Origin of the sequence: Pseudomonas sp. TWRC1-2 (genome assembly GCF_049896685.1) — a bacterium.
Lineage (GTDB): Bacteria > Pseudomonadota > Gammaproteobacteria > Pseudomonadales > Pseudomonadaceae > Aquipseudomonas.
The window spans coordinates 1-19253 of sequence record NZ_JAFCUU010000004.1 but is presented as its reverse complement, the minus strand read 5'-3'; the positions used below and the strand labels follow the sequence as shown (position 1 = coordinate 19253).

At 61.7% G+C, this 19253-nt stretch carries 19 protein-coding genes and 2 pseudogenes; 8 read left to right on the top strand and 13 right to left on the bottom strand.

Annotation, left to right across the window (positions count from 1 at the left end):
* The first annotated feature begins 7 nt into the window (after positions 1-7).
* Genes ACP7B3_RS12550 through ACP7B3_RS12540 form a run of 3 tightly spaced genes read left to right on the top strand, consistent with a single transcriptional unit; the run spans position 8 to position 3334 of the window.
* Positions 8-1375 carry an ATP-grasp domain-containing protein gene (locus ACP7B3_RS12550; RefSeq protein ID WP_426178964.1) on the top strand — a complete coding sequence of 456 codons (1368 nt, stop codon included), beginning with the start codon at positions 8-10 and terminating at the stop codon, positions 1373-1375.
* A 4-nt stretch (positions 1376-1379) separates the two neighbouring features.
* Positions 1380-2105, top strand: coding sequence for a 2OG-Fe dioxygenase family protein (locus tag ACP7B3_RS12545; RefSeq protein ID WP_426178962.1), 726 nt, complete (start codon positions 1380-1382; stop codon positions 2103-2105).
* Entirely contained in the window at positions 2102-3334 is a 1233-nt protein-coding gene (locus ACP7B3_RS12540) for an MFS transporter (RefSeq protein ID WP_426178960.1), read from the top strand. The genes ACP7B3_RS12545 and ACP7B3_RS12540 overlap by 4 nt, the downstream gene beginning before the upstream one ends.
* Here the strand turns inward: ACP7B3_RS12540 and ACP7B3_RS12535 are convergent.
* The 4 genes from ACP7B3_RS12535 to soxR form a co-directional block, all read right to left on the bottom strand.
* Positions 3315-4229: a LysR substrate-binding domain-containing protein gene (locus ACP7B3_RS12535; RefSeq protein ID WP_426178958.1), complete on the bottom strand. Its 915-nt coding sequence runs from the start codon at positions 4227-4229 to the stop codon at positions 3315-3317. The genes ACP7B3_RS12540 and ACP7B3_RS12535 overlap by 20 nt on opposite strands.
* A gap of 78 nt (positions 4230-4307) precedes the next feature.
* Positions 4308-5618 carry a dicarboxylate/amino acid:cation symporter gene (locus ACP7B3_RS12530; RefSeq protein ID WP_426178956.1) on the bottom strand — a complete coding sequence of 437 codons (1311 nt, stop codon included), beginning with the start codon at positions 5616-5618 and terminating at the stop codon, positions 4308-4310.
* Positions 5619-5724: 106 nt separating this feature from the next.
* Positions 5725-6600, bottom strand: coding sequence for an alpha/beta fold hydrolase (locus ACP7B3_RS12525; RefSeq protein ID WP_426178954.1), 876 nt, complete (start codon positions 6598-6600; stop codon positions 5725-5727).
* A gap of 230 nt (positions 6601-6830) precedes the next feature.
* Positions 6831-7280, bottom strand: coding sequence for a redox-sensitive transcriptional activator SoxR (gene soxR / locus ACP7B3_RS12520; protein ID WP_145165933.1), 450 nt, complete (start codon positions 7278-7280; stop codon positions 6831-6833).
* A 99-nt stretch (positions 7281-7379) separates the two neighbouring features.
* Here soxR and ACP7B3_RS12515 point away from each other — a divergent pair, with 99 nt between their 5' ends.
* Positions 7380-7745 (top strand): antibiotic biosynthesis monooxygenase, encoded by a 366-nt coding sequence (locus ACP7B3_RS12515; RefSeq protein WP_145165932.1) that lies wholly within the window; start codon positions 7380-7382, stop codon positions 7743-7745.
* On the opposite strand, the gene ACP7B3_RS12510 is transcribed toward ACP7B3_RS12515, so the two are convergent.
* The 4 genes from ACP7B3_RS12510 to msuE all read right to left on the bottom strand — a co-directional run bounded on the left by ACP7B3_RS12510 (position 7734) and on the right by msuE (position 11950).
* Positions 7734-8837 carry a sigma-54 interaction domain-containing protein gene (locus ACP7B3_RS12510; protein WP_106580595.1) on the bottom strand — a complete coding sequence of 368 codons (1104 nt, stop codon included), beginning with the start codon at positions 8835-8837 and terminating at the stop codon, positions 7734-7736. The genes ACP7B3_RS12515 and ACP7B3_RS12510 overlap by 12 nt on opposite strands.
* An 11-nt stretch (positions 8838-8848) precedes the next feature.
* Positions 8849-10036, bottom strand: coding sequence for an acyl-CoA dehydrogenase family protein (locus ACP7B3_RS12505; RefSeq protein WP_369302616.1), 1188 nt, complete (start codon positions 10034-10036; stop codon positions 8849-8851).
* Positions 10037-10234: 198 nt separating this feature from the next.
* The gene (ssuD, locus tag ACP7B3_RS12500; RefSeq protein ID WP_119735593.1) at positions 10235-11377 is read right to left on the bottom strand and encodes an FMNH2-dependent alkanesulfonate monooxygenase; all 1143 of its coding nucleotides are present in this window, start codon (positions 11375-11377) and stop codon (positions 10235-10237) included.
* Between the two features lie 9 nt (positions 11378-11386).
* Positions 11387-11950 carry an FMN reductase gene (gene msuE / locus ACP7B3_RS12495; RefSeq protein ID WP_145165929.1) on the bottom strand — a complete coding sequence of 188 codons (564 nt, stop codon included), beginning with the start codon at positions 11948-11950 and terminating at the stop codon, positions 11387-11389.
* Between the two features lie 399 nt (positions 11951-12349).
* Here msuE and ACP7B3_RS12490 point away from each other — a divergent pair, with 399 nt between their 5' ends.
* From ACP7B3_RS12490 to ACP7B3_RS12480, 3 genes are all read left to right on the top strand, one after another.
* On the top strand, positions 12350-12619 hold the full coding sequence (locus tag ACP7B3_RS12490) for a hypothetical protein (protein WP_145165928.1): 270 nt from the start codon (positions 12350-12352) through the stop codon (positions 12617-12619).
* 233 nt (positions 12620-12852) lie between these two features.
* Positions 12853-14013, top strand: a complete 1161-nt coding sequence (locus ACP7B3_RS12485) for a cysteine desulfurase family protein (RefSeq protein ID WP_426178949.1) — start codon at positions 12853-12855, stop codon at positions 14011-14013.
* A gap of 49 nt (positions 14014-14062) precedes the next feature.
* Positions 14063-15871 carry an aminopeptidase P family protein gene (locus ACP7B3_RS12480; RefSeq protein WP_426178947.1) on the top strand — a complete coding sequence of 603 codons (1809 nt, stop codon included), beginning with the start codon at positions 14063-14065 and terminating at the stop codon, positions 15869-15871.
* Here ACP7B3_RS12480 and ACP7B3_RS12475 read toward each other — a convergent pair.
* Positions 15822-16004: pseudogene (locus tag ACP7B3_RS12475) on the bottom strand (hypothetical protein); the annotation flags it as partial. The gene ACP7B3_RS12480 and the pseudogene ACP7B3_RS12475 overlap by 50 nt on opposite strands.
* Before the next feature lie 4 nt (positions 16005-16008).
* On the opposite strand from ACP7B3_RS12475, the pseudogene ACP7B3_RS12470 reads away from it, so the two are divergent.
* Positions 16009-16155, top strand: a pseudogene (locus ACP7B3_RS12470) (zinc-binding dehydrogenase); the annotation flags it as partial.
* Here the strand turns inward: ACP7B3_RS12470 and ACP7B3_RS12465 are convergent.
* From ACP7B3_RS12465 to rhtA, 4 genes are all read right to left on the bottom strand, one after another.
* Positions 16148-16738, bottom strand: a complete 591-nt coding sequence (locus ACP7B3_RS12465) for a 2-hydroxychromene-2-carboxylate isomerase (protein ID WP_369302613.1) — start codon at positions 16736-16738, stop codon at positions 16148-16150. The pseudogene ACP7B3_RS12470 and the gene ACP7B3_RS12465 sit on opposite strands and share 8 nt — an antisense overlap.
* A 36-nt stretch (positions 16739-16774) precedes the next feature.
* A complete protein-coding gene (locus ACP7B3_RS12460) occupies positions 16775-17506 on the bottom strand; it encodes an SDR family oxidoreductase (RefSeq protein WP_145165924.1) in 732 nt (243 codons plus the stop codon).
* 114 nt (positions 17507-17620) lie between these two features.
* Positions 17621-17902 carry a hypothetical protein gene (locus ACP7B3_RS12455; protein ID WP_145165923.1) on the bottom strand — a complete coding sequence of 94 codons (282 nt, stop codon included), beginning with the start codon at positions 17900-17902 and terminating at the stop codon, positions 17621-17623.
* Between the two features lie 165 nt (positions 17903-18067).
* The gene (gene rhtA, locus ACP7B3_RS12450) at positions 18068-18955 is read right to left on the bottom strand and encodes a threonine/homoserine exporter RhtA (protein WP_145165922.1); all 888 of its coding nucleotides are present in this window, start codon (positions 18953-18955) and stop codon (positions 18068-18070) included.
* Positions 18956-19253: the final 298 nt, after the last annotated feature.

Genomic DNA, 19253 nt, shown 5'->3' with positions numbered 1-19253 from the left:
GGCAACGATGGTCATGAAGCAAGAGGCGGTTCTTTTTATTGATGTCGATGACAGTGCCACGGTGCGTTACAACTACCGCGAGCCGCACTTTGCGGTCGCCCGCGCACAAGGCCTGGCCTGTTTAACCGCCGGGGTCGCGGGGCGTCATCACCTGCAGCGACTGCGCGGCGACAGTGATGAAGTGTTCCTGCTCGACGCCTTAAGCGAACAATCGATTCTGGACCTGGTGGGCCGGCTGGACGGGCGTTACCAGATTCGCGCGATTTTCTGCCAGGCCGGGCACCCGTCTGCATTGGGCGAAGTGGGTTGCATCGTTGCAACCACCTGCAAGCGCCTGGGGCTGGTGTACAGCCGTGCCGAGGCGATTGCCGCGTGCAATAACAAGTACCTGATGCGCAGTGTGTTGCAAAAACACGGGCTGCGTTCGGTGCCGTTTGCGCTGTGCAATAACGAGCAGGCGCTTCAAGCCGGCGCCGAGCGGGTGGGCTATCCGCTCATTGCCAAACCGCCTTTTGGCGGTGCGTCGGCCTTTATCAAGAAGTGCTCCAACTGGGCCCAGTTGCGCAGCCATTACGCGCAGTTCGTGAGCGGCCACGGCGCGGCGGCTTACGCGGATTTCTACGGTTGCGCGCACCGTTTGCCGGCAGTCGACGGGCAGGCGTGCGAGTACATTCCGGGGCGTAGCATCCTGCTCGAAGGCTACATCCCGGGCATTGAAGGCAGCGTGGAGTGCGTGGTTGTCGGCGAGCGCATCCACGCGCTGCTGATCAACGAGAAACTCATGCTGACCGAGCGCAGCGGCACCGTGTTGGAGAACCTGCTGATTTCTCCGCCGACCTCTTTCACGGCCGAGCAGTGCGAGCAGATCCGCACGTACGCCACGGCATGCCTGCGCGCGGTCGGGCTGACCAACGCGGTGGTGCATTTTGAATTTCGCATGACCGATCAAGGCCCCGTGGTTATTGAGATCAACCCGCGCGTGGGCGGGCTGTATGTCAACGCGGCGTTCCGAGACCTGGCCGCGATCAATCCGTACCAGCTGTATCTGTCGCTGCTGCTGGGCGAACCGGGCGTTAACGCGCAACTGGAGGCCGGCGCGCACAAAGTCGCCAACGGCAACCAGCACTACGCGATGCTGGCGATTTACCCGGAGCACAGTGGCCGCTTCAAGGGGATCGAGGGCGTGCAGTTTCTCGATCATCACGCCGCGGTGCTGGAGTACGCGCAACTGGACGCCGGCCACTGCCTCGACGCCGATATCGAGGAGCACTATTTGCTCAAGTGCTGGGCCAAGGTCGACGGTGCCGCCGACGCTCACGCCGTGCATGACGCGATCAGGCACAACCTGCACGTGGTCATCGAGGATAAGGTTTAGCGCTATGGACATCCCACAGATCTCTGCGCATTTGCGCGACCATCACTACTGCCATCGCCGCGACTATGGCGGGTTGATCGGTATTGAGCCCGGGCAGGAGCAGAGCTTTCGAGCCTACTGGGCCAACCTGGTGCGGGACGAGGCATTCAAGGCATACACCCACCGCGAGCGCCGCATCCTGCGCTATCGTTTATTGCCTTCGCGGCAGTTGCAGCTCGACCGCAACACCGCGTTTACGTCGCCGGTCACCTACGCCGTCAATTATCGGCAGGGCGTGAACCATTTGAGCTATTGCGAGGACGGTTTTATCGAGCACCCGCTGATGCAGAAGCTGTTGGCCACCGACCTTGCAGTGATTGCCCCGCACTTGGGCGAGCAGGCGTATACGATCGATATTCACCAGTTCCGCCTCCGCGCGGATGGGCAATCGAGCAGTCCGACGACCTCGGGGATTCACCAGGATGGCCTGGACTGGGTGTTCATGCACTTCATTGGCCAGAGCAATACGGTGCCGGTGGTTTCGGAAGTATTTACCTCGCCGGCCGAGCAAAGCCGGGTGTTCAACCTGGCGATGGAGGCGTTTCTGGAAACCATCGTGATCAACGACCGTGGGCTCTACCATCGCGCCAGCGATGTGCGGCCCCATGCCGATGCGGCGCCGGCCTGGCGCGACGTGCTGCTGGTGAGCCTGCGCGGCGTGCCGACCGACCAAGAGGCGCAACCTGCATGAGCCATGATCCGCAGCTGATCCTGTCGACCCGCAATGCCCGCTTGATCATCTTTGCCCGCGGCGTGTCGGATTTTGGCGCGTTTCTCAACCTGGTGGCGCTGTCCACTTACGTTTACTGGCTGAGCCAGAGCGTGGTGTTTGTCAGTGTGTTTCTAGCGTGCCGTGTCACCGGCGGGATAGTCGCCAGCCTGTTCGGCATTCCGTTTTTTCGGCGTTTTCCCGGACGCAGCACACTGGCCGGGCTGGACCTGGCCAGGGCATTGCTGCTGTTGCCGCTGCTGGTGCTGATACCGGCGCATCAGCTGCACGTGCTGCCCTTTATCGCGTTTGGCATCGGCTTGTGCAACTCGCTGTTTGCCATTGGCCTGAACAGCCAGCTGCCCACCTGGGTCGCGCTTGAGCAGCGGGTGAGCACCAATGCGTGGATCACGTCGGCGGCGGCGACCGGCGCGGTGTTCGGCAGCCTGCTCTCCGGGCTGTTGATTGCTACGGGAGGCTTCGAGGCGGTGTTTGCCGTCAACATTGGCACCTACGTTTTGGCGGCCTGCCTGATCCTGCCGTTGCGCGCGTTGTTCTCGGTCGCCGTTGCCGTGCACCGCGGGCTCGCGGCTGAATGGCGCGAGCTGACCCAAGGCCTGCGCGGCGCGCCCGTGCTGGCGGCGATGTTGTTGATCAGCATGCTCGACACCCTCGGCAGCGCTGCGCATAACGTCGGCTGGCCGGTGTTGTCGCAGTACATTTCGCCAGACACGGCCAAGACCGTCATGGGCTATCTGCTGGCGGTGTGGGCGTGCGGCAAGTTTGTCGGTGCGCGCATTGCCAGTGCGCTGTTGAAAGGGCGTGGCACTCAGGCCATGGAGCGCCTGTTCATGCTGGGCGTGGCGCTGATGTCCAGTGGCTTTATCCTGACCTTCCAGCAAACCGAGCTGTGGCTGGCGCTGCTGTTGGTGGTGTGGGCCGGGCTGGGCGATGGTGTGTCCGAGGTCGCGTTGGTCTCCCGCGCGCAAAGCGAACCGGATAGCCTGCGCTTGCCGCTGTTCAGCCTGTTGACGCTGATTCAGATGGCCGGCTTCGGGGTGGGCATGCTGGTGGTGGGGCCGTTCTACCTGACGTGGACGCCGGCCCAGGTGATCGTGTTGTTCCATGGCCTGCCGCTGACCGCGTTGCTGGTCATGACGGTGTGGCTGGGTTACAGCGCCCACCGGAGCGTCAGATCGACAAGCCCTTGAAGTGCTCCTGCAAGAACTCCACGCAGGCTCTTAATTTTCCGGAGTAGGCCAGCCGTGTAGGGTACACCGCCCACACGTTGGCACTCTGGGTGCAGTCGTGCAGCACCTGCACCAGCTTGCCTTGTTCCAGCAGTGGCTTCACGTCCCACATCGAGCGCAGCAATACGCCGCGCCCATCCAGCGCCCATTGCAACACGATCTCGCCGTTGTTGGAGGACAGCGGCCCGCGCACGCGCACGCTTTCGGCGGCGCCATCGCGCTCCAGGTTCCAGATGCCGAAGGCGTTGTCGCGCTCCTTGAGCACCAGGCAGTCGTGCTGCTCAAGGTCACTCAACTGCTGCGGTGTGCCGCGCCGCTTGAGGTAGGACGGTGCGGCGCACAGCACGCGGCGATTGCTCACCAGACGTCGGCCGATATGCTGGCCGGGGATGTCATCACCTACGCGAATTTCCAGGTCAAAGCCCTCGCTGACGATATCCACCACGCGGTCGAACAGGTCCAGGCGGATTTCCAGGTCCGGGTATTGCTCGGCCAACAAGGACAGGGCAGGCGCCACATGGTTACGACCAAAACCGAAGCTGCTGCACAGGTGCAGGTGGCCGCGCGGGCTGTCGTGGGCGTCAGACAGCTCATCGGCCAGTTGCTGGAAATCTTCGAGGATGCGCACGGCCCAGCGCTGCACCCGCTCACCGTCTTCGGTCAAGGCGATGCGGCGGCTGGTACGGTGCAGCAGGCGCGTGGCCAGGGTGGTTTCGAGGATCTGGATGCGCTTGCTGACGTACGCAGGCGACAGCCCCAGTTCATCGGCGGCGGCAGCAAAGCCTGCCTTGCGGATCACGGTCAGGAACACCCGCAGGTCTTCGGGTAGGGGCACGGTATCTTTCTTAAGGGTCATCAGAAACAGACGTGGCGGCATGAGCCGCCAGAATAGCACCGGATCGGCGCGCCTTCCGGCACGCCCAGGCGTTATTGCTTATTCGGCAGCGATCTTCGCCTGTGCCGCCTGGGCAGCCCGCGCATGGCGGCCGCGCTTGAGGGCGATGGGCGCCATTTTTTCGCGATCCAGCTCACCTTCCCACGCCGCCACCACCAGGGCTGCGACGGCGTTGCCGATGATATTGGTCAGCGAGCGGCATTCAGCCATGAAGCGGTCAACGCCCAGGATCAGTACCATCGCCGCCACCGGCACCGTCGGCACCACCGCCAGGCTGGCGGCCAATGCCACGAAGCCGGCGCCGACCACGGCACCGGCGCCCTTGGAGGTGAGCATGGCCACCGCCAGCAAGGTCAGTTGTTGTTCCAGCGGCAGGGGTGTATTGGTCGCCTGGGCCAGGAACAGCACGGCCAGGGTCATATAGATGTTGGTGCCGTCGAGGTTGAAGGTGTAGCCGGTAGGCACCACGATGCCCACCACGCCTTTGGAGGCACCCAGGCTTTCAAGTTTCTGGATCAGTTGCGGCAGCGCAGATTCCGACGAGCTGGTGCCGAGTACGATCAACAGCTCCGACTTGATATAGCCCATCAGTTTGAAAATGCTGAAACCGGCGTAACGCGCGATGCTGCCCAGCACCACTGCGACAAAGAAGAACGCGGTGAGGTAGAAGGTGCCGACCAGCTTCAGCAGCGGCAGCAGCGAGCCCACGCCGTACTTGCCGATGGTGAAGGCAATGGCGCCGAAGGCGCCGATCGGGGCGACGCGGCTGATCATGCCGACGATGCGGAAAAACACCTCGCTGGCCTGGTTGATCACTCCTACCAGCGGTCGTGCCTTTTCGCCGACCATCACCAGGCCCAGGCCGAACAAGACGGAAATAAACAGTACCGGCAGGATCTCGCCCTTGGCGAAAGCATCGAAAAACGTGCCCGGGATAACGTTCAGCAGAAAACCGGTGACGCCTTCACCGTGCTGCGCCTGGCCGACGAAACCGGCGATGGCCGAACCGTCCAGGGTCTTCACATCGATGTTGAAGCCCACGCCGGGGTGCAGCAGGTGAGCAGAGAGAATGCCGATCAGCAAGGCAATGCTGGAGACGATTTCAAAGTACAACAGCGCCTTGCCGCCGACCCGACCGACCTGTTTCACATCGTGCATGCTGGTGATGCCGGAGACCACCGTGCAGAAGATGATCGGGCCGATGATCATCTTGATCAGCTTGATAAACCCGTCGCCCAAGGGCTTGAGGTCGATGCCGACTTGCGGCCATTGATGGCCGATCAACACACCCAGTGCAATAGCGATGAGCACCTGCACATACAGGGTTCCCAGCAGTTTTTTGATTGTCATTGTTATTATCTCAATCGTTTTTTGGGCAAGCAGAACCCGTCGCAGGCCATCAGCAGCCTGCGAGGCGGGTCTTTCAGGTCACGGAGCTACAGCGTTCAGAGCTGGTTCAGCGAAGGAAGGTCAGGACTTCGCCGAGCAATAATTCAGGCACTTCTTCGGCAATGTAATGGCCGGCCGGCAGGGCCTTGCCACGCACGTCGGTGGCGACTTTCTGCCACTCCTTGAGTGGCTCGAAACAGCGGCCGACAGTGCCTTCGGCGCCCCACATCACCAGCAAGGGCAGGTTCAGGTGATGGCCGGCGTCGATATCCGCCTGGTCGTGCTCAAGGTCGATGCCGGCGGCGGCACGGTAGTCTTCGCAGATGCCACGCGCAGTGCCCGGCAGTTGCAGGCAACGCAGGTATTCGGCGAGGGCTTCTTCGGTAAACGGTTTGAGGCCCGCGCTGCGGCTGCCGATGACGCTACGCAGGTAGAGCTCGGGGTTGGACTCGATGAAGGTTTCCGGGAGCGGCGCCGGGCGTATCAGGAAGAACCAATGCCAGTAGGCGCGGGCAAACGCTTCGTTGGTCTGGGCATACATGGTCAGCGTCGGCGCGATATCCAGCAGCACCATGCGCTGCACGGCGTCGGGATGGTCGAGTGCCAGGCGATGCGCGACGCGGGCGCCTCGGTCGTGGGCGAGTACCGAGAACTGCGCGAAGCCGAGCGCCTGCATCAGTTCGACGCCATCGCGGGCCATTTCGCGTTTTGAGTAGTGTGTGTGCTGGTCATTGGCCGGCGGCTTGCTGCTGTCGCCATAACCGCGCAGGTCAGCAGCCACCACGGTGAAATGCTCGGCCAGTTGCTCGGCAACTTTGTGCCAGATGACGTGGGTTTGCGGGTGGCCGTGCAGCAGGAGCAGACCGGGACCTGTACCGCCTTTGCGGTAGCTGATGTCCACGCCGTTGACGTGGCACTGGTCTTTTTGGAATCCGGCGAACATGGAATGACTCCTTGTGATGATTGCCTGCATCCTGGAATCACGCGGCGTGCGGGGCAAGGGGGAAAGCGTGGAGGGGTTGTTCATGAAGTGTGTAGGAGCCTCAACCGTTCAAACACTGAGGACTCCTGTGGGCGCTGGCTTGCCTGCGATGCAGACACCTCGGTATGCCTGTCACACCGCGGCGATGCCATCGCAGGCAAGCCAGCTCCCACATTGAGCAAGTTTGCAGGTCAGGAGGGGGGCGTCGGTTCCAGCAACTGGGCGCCCGGCCCGCGCTCGCCGAGCTGGTCATCCTGATTGCGCAACGGACACGCCTCCAGCGACAAACACCCACAGCCGATACACCCGCTGAGCTTGTCGCGCAGCAGCAACAATTTGTTGATGCGAGCGTCCAGGTCCTCTCGCCACAGCGCCGACAAGCGTTCCCAGTCTTCAGTGGTGGGCGTGCGCCCATCCGGCAAGGTTTGCAGCGCCTCGCCAATCGTCGCCAGCGGAATGCCCAAGCGCTGGGCGATCTTGATGACCACCACCCGGCGCAACACATCCCGTGGGTAGCGCCGTTGGTTGCCGGCATTGCGCTGGCTCTTGATCAGTCCCTTGGACTCATAAAAATGCAGGGCCGTGACCGCCACGCCACTGCGGGCGGCCAACTGGCCGACGGTGAGTGCTTTGTTGAGCATGAAAACTCCGAAACAATGCTTGACCTTGACTTAACTAGAGGTTTTACCCTGCGTGGCATCGAATCGCAAGATTTTGCCTACGCCGAAAGGGGAGTGTTCATGCAGGTATCAGAGAAGAATCGCAGCTTCACTCAATTGATCGAATTTCAGATCGAGCCCCGGCAGCAACGTGCGCTGGTGGCGGCCTTGTCCACTCAAAGCGAGCGCCTGGCCCAGGGCCATGGCGGCTTTATCAATGCGAGTGTGCAGGTCAGCGACGACGGCCGGCGGGTGCTCAACTACCTGCAATGGCGCTCGCGCGAGGAGGGCGAGGCAGCCTTCAAATGCTTTGAGCATGGCGAGGAAGATTTCTGGACGCTGATCCGCGCCCACCAGGCCACGGCGGTGACCTTCGACTCGTTCCAGGTACTGCGCAGCTTTGAGCGCAGCCATGACAACGCGTTGCACTGTCGCCTAAATGGATAGGTGCAACATGCGCTCGCCTTGCACGTTTTCACCGGGCCTGCGCTTGTTTACCGCCAGCTCACCGATCTTGATCAGGCGTGTGCGCGTGACGTTGCGGCTCAGGCCCAGCAGGTTGGCGGTGTGCACCTGGTTGTAATGGCTGAAGCGGTAGGCGGCGCGCAATAACGCGTCCTCGACCTTCTCATGCAGGGCGCCGGCCTGTTCCTCGAAGAGCTTTTGAAACGCGCGCGCCAGCAGGGCTTCGGCGCTGTTGTCGGTGCCGTGCTGGCTGTCGTCCTGGCGCTCGATGCGCATGTTGGACAAGCGCAGATCATCGCGCTCGATCACGCCATTGCGGCAGATCAGCAGGGTGTGGTGAATCACGTTCTCCAGCTCGCGAATATTGCCCGGCCAGCTGTAGCTTTTGAGTTTGTGCTCGGCCTCGCGGCTGATGGTGATCGGGCCGTAACCCAGGCGCTGGCTGTAGGCTTCGATGAAGTGCCGGGTCAGCGGCAGGATGTCGCCGGGGCGCTCGCGCAATGGGCTGAGTTCCAGGCTGACCACGTCGAGGCGGTAGTAGAGGTCTTCGCGGAAATGCCCGGCGTTGATGGCCTTTTCCAGTTGCACGTTGGTGGCGGCCAGTACACGCACATCAATAGGAATGCTCTTGCGTGAGCCCAGGCGCACCACTTCGCGCTCCTGCAACACGCGCAGCAACTTGACCTGGATCGCCATCGGCAAGTCGCCGATCTCATCGAGGAACAAGGTGCCGCCGTCGGCCTCCTCGAACCAGCCGGCCTTGGCGCTGAGGGCGCCGGTAAACGCGCCTTTTTCATGGCCGAACAGTTCGGCTTCCACCAGCGACTCGGAGAATGCGCCACAGTTGACCGCCACGAACGGCCGGTTGCGGCGCGCGCTCAGGTTATGGATGTGGCGTGCCACCAGCTCTTTACCAGTGCCGGTCTCGCCGATGATCAGCACGCTCGCTTCGCTGGGCGCCACTTGCTGGATGTGGTCGAGCAGCGCCTGGGATTTGGGGTCTTCGAAGACCTGGGCCGTGGCGCGGATCGAGGTCGCAAGGGCGGGCGAGGGCGGTAAGGTTAAAAGCTGCATGGGCACCTCTCTTAGGAATAGAACGTGGGAATCGGCAGGGACTGGTTCAACGCCCAGTCCCCCAGCTCGTGAAGTTTGTAGTCCACCGGGTCGTGCAAGGTTTGTGTGCGCAGGTTGCGCCAGTGGCGGTCCAGGCGCAGTGAGGCGTGGGTGGAGCGCGCGCCGGTGACTTCAAATAGGCGGCTGCACAGCTCCAGGCCCTGGCGGGTGGCGGCAACCTTGGCGGTGGCAATCGCAATGGCCAGCTGGCCGCGTTCGTGCTCGCTGAGCTTGGCGCCTTTGGCCCAGGCCTGGTCAAGCAGATCGGTGGCGCGCTCGACCAGCAGGCGCACGCCTTCCAGCGCCACCCAGAACTCGCCGTAGTGGTGCAGCACGTAAGGGTCCTGGCGCACGTCGTCGGCCGAGGATTTGTGCCACGAACGGGTTTCGGTCAGGGTGTAATTGCGCGCTTCTTCAAACGCGCCTTCGGCAATCCCGAGAAACATGTGCGTGAACGTCAGTTGCGCGATCAGCGGGCGCAGGCAGGCGAAGGGCGTGCTCAGTGGGCCTGGATCGAGGAGCAGTTCCGATTCTTCAACACGCACCCGTTCAAAGCTGGCGCTGCCGCTGTCGGTCTGGCGCTGGCCGATGTTGTTCCAGTCATTGTGCAAGGTGATGCCGCTGCGCCCGCTGGGGATGGCCGCGATCAACAGTTTGCCGCCGGCACTTTCATCCACCGCCGAGGCGATGAGCATTTCCGAGTCGCTGGCGCCGGAACAGAAGCTTTTTTTACCCGAGAATTCGCGCCAGCCGCCGAAATCCTTGACCACCGTGCGGGTGTCCAGCGGGTTGAGGGCATTGCCCCAGAACCAGTTCTTGCGCGCGGTCTGTTCGAACCAGGGTTGCCATTGGTCCGGGCGTGCAAACAGGCGCACGGTGGCGAGCATCAAGTGGTGGAAGCCAAAGACATGGGCGATGGAGCTGTCGACCTTGGCGAATTCGCGCACGATGCCCAGGGTTTCGCTCCAGCGCGCGCCGAGGCCGCCGTACTGCGTGGGTATGCTCAGGGCCAGCAGGCCGCTGTGGCGCAGGGCGTCACGTTCGGCTTTCGGTGTACCGCCACGCTCGTCGCGCTCGACGGCCGTGAGGGCGAATTCGGCGGCCAGCAGTTTGGCGGTTTGCAGCGGCGATGGCAGGACGCTGTGGGGGTTGGCTGTCACGGGGTTTCCTCAATTGGCTCAGAAGCCGTGCGCTGTAGGTCTGGCAATGCAGCTCAAGTGTGGGCGCTGGCTTGTCGAGTCGTCGCACCGCTGCGATGGCATCAACCGGGGTTCACTGAAACACCGAGTCGCCTGTATCGCGGGCAAGCCCGGCTCCCACAGAAAAGCAGCTGCCCTATCAGGCCGATTTCAGCGTGCTCAGGCCTTTGTTTTGGGCAGCACATCATTGGCAATCATTTCGCCAAACGGGCCGGTGAGGTTGGTGATGCCGCGCCCGGCGAGGCTGGCGTAGGGTTCCGGCAACAGCGGGAACACCAGCTCAGCAAAACGATAGGCCTCTTCCAGGTGCGGGTAGCCGGAGAAAATAAAGCTCTCGATGCCCAGGTCGGCGTATTCCTTGATGCGCTCGGCCACCTGCTGCGGGTTACCGACCAGTGCCGTACCGGCACCGCCTCGGACCAGGCCGACGCCGGCCCACAGGTTGGGGGCGATTTCCAGGTTGTCGCGGCGCCCATCGTGCAAGGCGGCCATGCGGCGCTGCCCTTCGGAGTCAAAGCGCGAGAAGGATTTTTGCGCGGCCGCGATGGTTTCGTCGCTGATGTGCTCGATCAGTTTGTCGGCGGCTTTCCAGGCGTCTTCTTCGGTTTCGCGCACGATCACGTGCAGGCGAATGCCGAACTTCACGGTGCGGCCGTGGCGTGCGGCGCGTTCACGCACATCCGCGAGTTTTTCCGCGACGGCGGCGGGCGGCTCGCCCCAGGTCAGGTACACGTCCACCTGTTCGGCGGCCAGGTCGTGGGCCGCGTCTGAAGAACCGCCGAAGTACAGCGGCGGATAGGGCTTCTGCACCGGTGGGTAAAGGGCCTTGGCATTCTGTACGCGCAGGTGTTTGCCTTCGAAATCCACCGATTCGCCCTGCAACACACGGCGCCAGATCTGCAGGAATTCGTCGGAGACTTCGTAGCGTTCGCTGTGGTCCAGGAAACTGCCGTCTCCGCGGTTTTCGTCGGGGTCGCCGCCAGTCACCACATTGATCAGCAAGCGGCCGTTGGACAGCCGATCCAGTGTGGCGGCCATGCGCGCCGAGACGGTGGGCGAGATGATGCCCGGACGAATTGCCACCAGATACCGCAGGCGTTCGGTCAACGGCACCAGCGCCGAGGCGATGACCCAGGAGTCTTCGCACGAACGGCCGGTAGGAATCAGCACGCCGTAATAGCCCAGGTTGTCAGCCGCTTGCGCCACTTGTTTCAGATAATTGAGGGTGACCGGCCGTGCACCTTGGGTGGTGCCCAGGTAGTGACCGTCGCCATGCGTCGGCAGAAACCAGAAAACATCCATGACAAATCCTTAAGCGATTTTCAGCAGAGAGGGGGAGTGCGCGGCAAACAAAGGTGCTGCGCGTTCTGCGGCAAGGCGTATGCGGCCCTTCAAGGGCTCGCTGGTTATTTGGTAGTCGGTGAAGTCGGCTTCGGTGGCGTACACACCGATCGGCAAGGTCAGTGCCTGGAAGAAGCTGAACAGCGGGCGCAGCTGATGATCGAGCACCAGCGCGTGACGTTCGCTGCCGCCGGTGGCAGCGAGCAATACCGGCGTGTTGATCAGTGAATTGAGGCCGACCAGATCGAACAAGTGCTTGAGCAGGCCGGGGTAGGAGCCGCGGTACACCGGTGCGGCGACGATCAGCAGGTCGGCCTGTTCGATGGCCAACAGTTGCGATTCAACCTCGCCCGGCAGTTCGTCACGCGACAAGGCGCCGCCCAATGGCCGGGCGATGTCGCCCAGTTCGATCAGCGTGGTCTGGATCGGCAGCAACGTCGCCAGCTCGGCCAACACGGCCTGGGTCAGCACCAGGGTGCGCGAGGGGCGCCACGTTCCGCCGGAGAGGGCAACGACATTCAGGGGACGGGTCATGAACAGTTCCTTTATCAACAGGGGTACATAGCGGGTGAAGTGGAGCGTGTTGAGCAAGAGCTGTACCAACGGCTGGAAGCCTTGATTGGCGTGGGCTTCAGGCTCACTGCTGAACGGTGAAGCTGTTGGCTGACTGGTGTTTTGTTGAATGACTGTTGCTGGCGCAACAGTTGCGTGGCGAACAGTGTTGATTCGATATGGGCTATTTATAGAGGGTTAGGTTTATTCCGTAAATGAACGTATTTCCATATTTATAGATCTTAAATGAATATGCATGGCTGGCTATTGCAGGTGTCTGAACGGTTGATAGCGACTATCACGGCGGGTGATTTTTCACCGTGCAGGGGCGGGAGTAGCCTGTGTTCATTGACTCGAAACCTCCTTCGCAGGGCCTCCACCATGAACCATTTTCTGGCTGTTTCCTTACTCGTTGTCAGCGCCGTCCTTGCTGGCTGTGCGACTCATCCATCACCTGAATCACGCCCTTACACGGCTGAAGAAACCAAGCAATTGGCCCTGGAAGCGCTGAGCCGTCGCGGCTTGTCGTTTGATGAATACCAACAGCAGCGCGCCGCACTGACCGCCCAGCCACAGAAGCCGTTCGGCTTTGATCACCAAGGCGAAATGAACGCCGAACGCAGCGTGGTGCTGCATGGTCGTCCCAGTTGAGCCGGCGCTCAGCAGCAAAAAGCCCGAGGATTCCCCTAAGGAACCTCGGGCTTTTTGTTTGCCATTGGGCTACTTCAGCCTGTTAAGCTGAATTTCAGGAGCGTTCCTACGCACATTTGCATAAAGTTGTTCTTCTTTAATGGCATTCGATCGGTTAAACCTGACGACCTCTGTTCCGGTTGATGCCCCTGAGACGTTGCTCTCGGGAATACGCTCTGCGAGTCTTGAACGTCATGAATAAACGTCCGTTGTATTTCGACTACGCCGCCACCACGCCGGTGGATGAGCGGGTCATCCAGGTGATGGTCGAGTGTCTGGGCTTCAATGCCAATTTCGGTAACCCTGCGTCCAGTTCCCATGCGTACGGCCAGGCGGCCCGGCAAACGGTTGAACAGGCGCGGCGCCAGGTCGCCGAGCTGGTAGGTGCCAGCCCTGAGCAGATCGTCTGGACCTCCGGTGCGACTGAATCCAACAACCTCGCGATCAAAGGCGTGGCCCAGGCGCGCGGCGTCGCGGGCGGGCACATCATTACCAGCCAGATCGAACACAAGGCCACGCTGGACACCGCGCGTCAGTTGCAGGAAGCCGGGGTGGCCGTCACTTATCTGGTGCCGGACGCCGACGGGCTGATCAGCGCCACCGCGGTGAGTGAGGCGTTACGTGACGACACCTTTCTGGTGTCGCTGATGCTGGTCAATAACGAATTGGGCACCTTGAACGACATCCCTGCCATCGGCGCACGGGTGCGTGAACACGGCGCGCTGCTGCATGTGGATGCCGCGCAAGGTGCCGGCAAAGTCGCGATCGACCTGGCTGAATGGCCGGTGGACTTGATGTCGTTTTCTGCGCACAAGCTGTACGGCCCCAAGGGCATCGGCGCGTTGTATGTCGGCCCGCGAGCGCAGCAAAAGGTGTTGGCGCAGATTCACGGCGGTGGTCACGAAGGCGGCCTGCGCTCCGGCACCCTGGCGACACATCAGATTGCGGGCATGGGCACCGCGTTTGCCTTGGCGGCGCAGTCCTTTGCCGAGGAAAAGGCCAGCATCGTCGCCTTGCGCCAGCGCCTGCTCGACCAGTTGGAAACAGTGACGGGCGTGCGCCTGAACGGCAGCGCCACACAGCGCATTCCCCATACGCTCAGCCTGACGTTCAGTGAAGGTGAGTTCAATTCCGCCGCACTCAGTGCCGGCATGGCGTTCTCGGCGACTTCGGCGTGTAACTCGGCGAGCAACGCGCCGTCCCACGTGCTTCTGGCCCTGGGCCATGACGCGCGCAGCGCTGGTCGTACCATTCGCCTGAGCCTGGGCCGGTTTACCACCGAACAGGACATCGATCAGGCCGTGCAGTTGATCAAAGCCGCACTCGCCAGTGCCCCGGCCTTCTGGGCGGTCTGATTTTTCATTCGCAACACATAACAATTATTAGTGGTTAGCAGGAGACACAATGAGTACGCAGCCTTTGACCCATGGAACGGTTCCCCAGCGCCTGGCGCACACCCGTGAACTGATGCGCCGCGAGGGCATCCACGCCCTGTTGGTACCGTCGGCCGACCCGCACTTGTCCGAGTACTTGCCGGGTTACTGGCAGGGGCGGCAATGGCTGTCGGGGTTTCATGGTTCGGTGGGCACGCTGATTGTCACTGCAGATTTCGCCGGTGTCTGGGCCGATAGCCGTTACTGGGAACAGGCGACCAAGGAACTCAAGGGCAGCGGTATCGAGCTGGTGAAGTTGCAGCCCGGCCAACCCGGCCCGCTGGAATGGCTGGCCGAGCAAACCCCCGAAGGTGGTGTGGTGGCGGTGGATGGCGCGGTCATGGCCGTGGCCTCGGCGCGTACCCTGGGCGGCAAGCTGGCAGAGCGCGGCGCGCGCCTGCGTACCGATATCGATGTGCTCAACGACGTCTGGCAAGACCGCCCGGCATTGCCGAACCAGCCGATCTATCAACACCTGCCGCCGCAGGCGACAGTCAGCCGCGGCGAGAAGCTCGCCGCGCTGCGTGCCAGCCTGAAAGAGAAGGGGGCCGACTGGCACTTCATCGCCACCCTGGATGACATCGCCTGGCTGTTCAACCTGCGTGGCGGCGATGTGTCGTTCAACCCGGTGTTTGTGTCGTTTGCCTTGATCAATCAGCAGCAGGCCACCTTGTTTGTGGCGCTGAGCAAGGTCGATGCCGAGTTACGCGCGGTGCTGGAGCACGAGGGTGTGACCCTGCGCGACTACAGCGAAGTGGCGGATGCACTGCGCGCTGTGCCGTCGGGCGCGAGCTTGCATGTTGACCCGGCGCGGGTGACGGCCGGTTTGCTGGAAAACCTCGATGCCGGCGTCAGGCTGGTCGAAGGGCTGAACCCGACCACTCTGGCCAAGTCGCGCAAGAGCCTGGCGGACGCCGAGCATATCCGCCAAGCCATGGAGCAGGACGGCGCGGCGTTGTGCGAATTCTTCGCCTGGCTGGACAGTGCGCTGGGCCGTGAGCGCATTACCGAACTGACTATTGATGAACACCTGACGGCGGCGCGTACCCGTCGCCCCGGTTATGTGTCGTTGAGTTTCAACACCATCGCGGCCTTCAACGCCAATGGCGCGATGCCGCACTACCACGCCACTGAAGAAGAACACGCGCTGATCGAAGGCGATGGCTTGCTGCTGATCGATTCGGGCGGCCAGTACCTGGGCGGCACCACGGACATCACGCGGATGGTGCCGATCGGCACGCCGAGCGAAGAGCAGAAGCGTGACTGCACGCGGGTGCTCAAGGGCGTGATTGCCTTGTCGCGTGCGCAGTTTCCCAAGGGCATTCTGTCGCCGCTGCTGGACGCCATTGCGCGTGCGCCGATCTGGGCCGAAGGCGTGGACTACGGCCACGGCACGGGTCACGGTGTAGGCTATTTCCTGAATGTGCATGAGGGCCCGCAAGTGATTGCCTACCAGGCCGCCACTGCGCCGCAAACGGCGATGCAGCCGGGGATGATCACCTCGATTGAGCCGGGCACTTATCGCCCAGGCCGTTGGGGCGTGCGCATCGAGAACTTGGTGCTGAACCGTGAAGCGGGCAAGACCGAGTTCGGTGAGTTTCTCAAGTTCGAAACCCTGACCCTGTGCCCGATCGACACCCGTTGCCTGGTGCCGTCGCTGCTGACGGCGGACGAGCGCGAGTGGTTCAACGCCTACCACACCGAGGTGCGCGAGCGGCTTAGCCCGCTGCTCAGCGGCGCTGCGCTGGAATGGTTGCAGGTGCGCACAGCGGCGATTTGATCGGTTGCAGTTCGGGCGCCTGGGCCAGGGCGTCGGCCATATAGTCGACGAACGCCTTGACCCGGGCCGACTGGCGGTGATTGGGCGCCGAGACCGCGTAGATGGGCAGTGACAGCGGGGTGTAGTCCTGCACACCGATACTGGCTGAGGCGGCCAGGTTGATCGATGCGGGCAAGCTCAAGCCGATCATGGACCCGCATCAATTCGACCTGCAGAGGGCAAACGCCGCTTACGATTTGCTCGCAAGCGGCGCTCAGGGGCGATTGGTGATAGCGATTAGCTGAGGGCTTCGCGCACAAATTCCAGACGGTCCTGACCGAAGAACAGCTGGTTGCCTACAAACATGCTGGGGGCACCGAACACGCCGCGCTGAACGGCCTGTTCCGTGTTGTCCTTGAGGGCGGCTTTCACGCTTTCGTCATTGGCCAGGGCCAGCACTTCTTCCGGGTTGAAACCGGCTTCGGTCAACACCGCGGCCACGACAGCGGGATCGCTCATATTCCGACCTTCGACCCAGAGGGCGTGGAACAGGCAGTCGATGAAGCCTTGGAAGCGCTCGGGCTGGTGACGCTGCATGCCGGTCACTGCGCGCATCAGCATCAGGGTATTGATGGGGAAGTGCGGGTTGAACTTGAGCGTCACGTTGTAGCGTTGGGCATACCGCGCCAGGTCATTAAACATGTACCGGCCCTTGGCCGGGACGCTGATGGGGGATGCATTGCCGGTGGCTTTGAACACGCCTCCGAGCAGCATCGGCTGGTACACCAGGGTCGCGCCGGTTGCGGCGCACAGGGCAGGCAGTTGGGTGTAGGCCAGGTACGTGGCGGGACTGCCTAGGTCAAAGAAGAATTCCAGGGTTTTACTCATGGTCGATGCTCGCTGCTTATTGTTGTGGAGGCGTGCTTACCAGGGTTCATTCCAGGGGCGCAGGTCCAGTTCGAAGGTCCAGGCGTCGCGTGGTTGGCTGTGCAGGTACCAATAGTTGTCGGCGATGTGTTCGGGGTTGAGGATGCCGTCCTGATCCTTCAGGGCGTATTTTTGCGGGAAGTTGTCGCGAATGAAGTCGGTGTCGATGGCGCCGTCGACCACTACGTGAGCCACATGGATGTTCCTGGGGCCCAGCTCTCGCGCCATGCTTTGTGCGAGTGCGCGGATGCCGTGCTTGGCGCCGGCAAACGCAGCGAAACCCGCCGCGCCGCGCAAGCCTGCGGTAGCGCCGGTGAACAGGATGGTGCCGCGGTTGCGGGTGACCATGCGCTTGGCCACTTCGCGTGCATTCAGGAAGCCGGAGAAGCAGGCCATCTCCCAGATCTTGAAGTACTTGCGCGCGGTTTCTTCAAGGATGCTGCAAGGCACGTTGGCGCCGATATTGAAGACGAACGCTTCGATCGGGCCCAACTCGCTTTCGATCTGTTCGATCAGCGCGATGACCTCGTCTTCCTTGCGTGCATCACAGGCAAAGCCGTGGGCTTGGCCACCGGCCGCCTGGATGCTGTCGACCAAGGGCTGCAGTTTGTCTGCGCTGCGGCGGGTGACGCAGGCCACGTAGCCTTCGCGCGCGAAGCGCTTGGCAATGGCGCCGCCGGTGGCATCACCGGCACCCACTACCAATACGATTTTGTTGTTTTCTGTCATGGGAACTCCGTTGCTCGATAGTCGAGCAGGAGTGTAGCCGCAGCGTCGCAAAGGGCCGGGTCGAGATCAGATTTTCAGAAAAGAGGAGCAGTCGGATGAAGACTGCTCGGGTGCTCACTTACAGATGACGATCATGCTGCGACTGGTGTAGCCGGCAGGGTTGAGGCCGAAGGGGTAGTCTCCAGGCTCCTCGGAGTTGTCACCGGACTTGGCGATAACCCGGTAGCCCTTGGCTCCGCATGAATTGGCTGCGCTGGTGTAGCACTGGTCCCAGGAGGAGGACAGCCCCGAACAGTTGATATGCAGCCCTTTTTTGCCCCGTTTCACTTCTGTCTTGGTGGTCGCAGCACAGCCCGCAATGCCCACGACCATGAACAGTATCAATATTCTTTTCATCACTATCCTTAATAGCCGCTTCGCAAAAAGGCTCGATGCAGGCTTCACTCGCTCTCGATTGTAGCGTTCAGCTGTCCTTGTCGAAATTCTCCATGAAAGACATTCATTTACGGCCTAAACATGGCCTAAATAAGCGGCAAATACCAGAGCTACCTTAGATAGCGATCAATCGGCCGGCACCAGCGGTTTGGATTCATTGCGCATCGTCAGCGTAGCGCCTACAGAGGCCAGGATAATGCAGGTGATGGCCAGCCACTGTGCCAGCGACAAGTGCTCTTGCAGGAAGAACAGCCCGGAAAGCGCGCCGAATGCAGGCTCGATGCTCATCAGGGTGCCGAAGGTGCGGGCAGGAAGGCGGGTGAGTGCGACCATTTCCAGGGTATAGGGCAGGGCCGTGGACAAGATGGCGACAGCCAGGGCGACGGGGATCAGTGCTGGGGTCAGCAGCGCGGCGCCTGCGTGGACGATGCCAATCGGCGCGACAAATAAGGCAGCAATCATTACGCCGAGTGCTGCGGTCTGGACGCCATTGTCGTTGCCGGCCTTTTGGCCGAACAGAATATAGAGCGCCCAGCAGACACCCGCGCCGAGGGCATAGGCTGCGCCCGTCAGATCGATACCGCTGCTGGCTTCGCCTATGGGTATGAGCAGTAGAAGGCCGGCGATCGCGAGGCCGATCCATAGAAAGTCCACCGCCCGGCGCGAAGCGTAGATCGCAACGGCGAGCGGGCCTGTGAATTCCAGCGCTACAGCGATGCCCAGGGGCACTGTGCGCAAGGACATATAGAAGAGGAAATTCATGCCACCCAGCGCCATGCCATAAATGACAACGGTACGCAGGGACTTGGCCGTGAGCTTGGCGCGCCATGGGCGTAATAGAAGCAGCATGATCACACTGGCAAATATCAGCCGCAGGGTGGTCGTGCCCTGGGCGCCGACAATGGGAAACATGCTTTTGGCCAGCGAGGCGCCGGACTGGATGGACGCCATGGCTATTAATAGCAGGCCGACCGGGAACAACGCCGATGCCAGGCTGCGGGGTGGGGTGGTCATTGGGGGTGTTTGTCCAAAGTCGTGGTGGAGAGGCAGGGGGCATATGATGCTCAACTGGTGAGCTTTGAGCAATATATTGCTCAGTTGCTGGATTTTGGCCCTCTATATAGAAGGTGTCGTTAGGTTTTCGGGCAGTTTGATAGAAAATCCAAATTAAGGGTTGACGGCAGATTCTGGAAGTCTATAATTCGCCCCACTTCCGGCGCAGTCGAAACGGAAAACTCCTTGGTAAACAAAGAGTTACGCGAGATTCGACAGCGAGTTGCTTCAGTTCATCGAAGCCCAGAAGGAGTTGGTA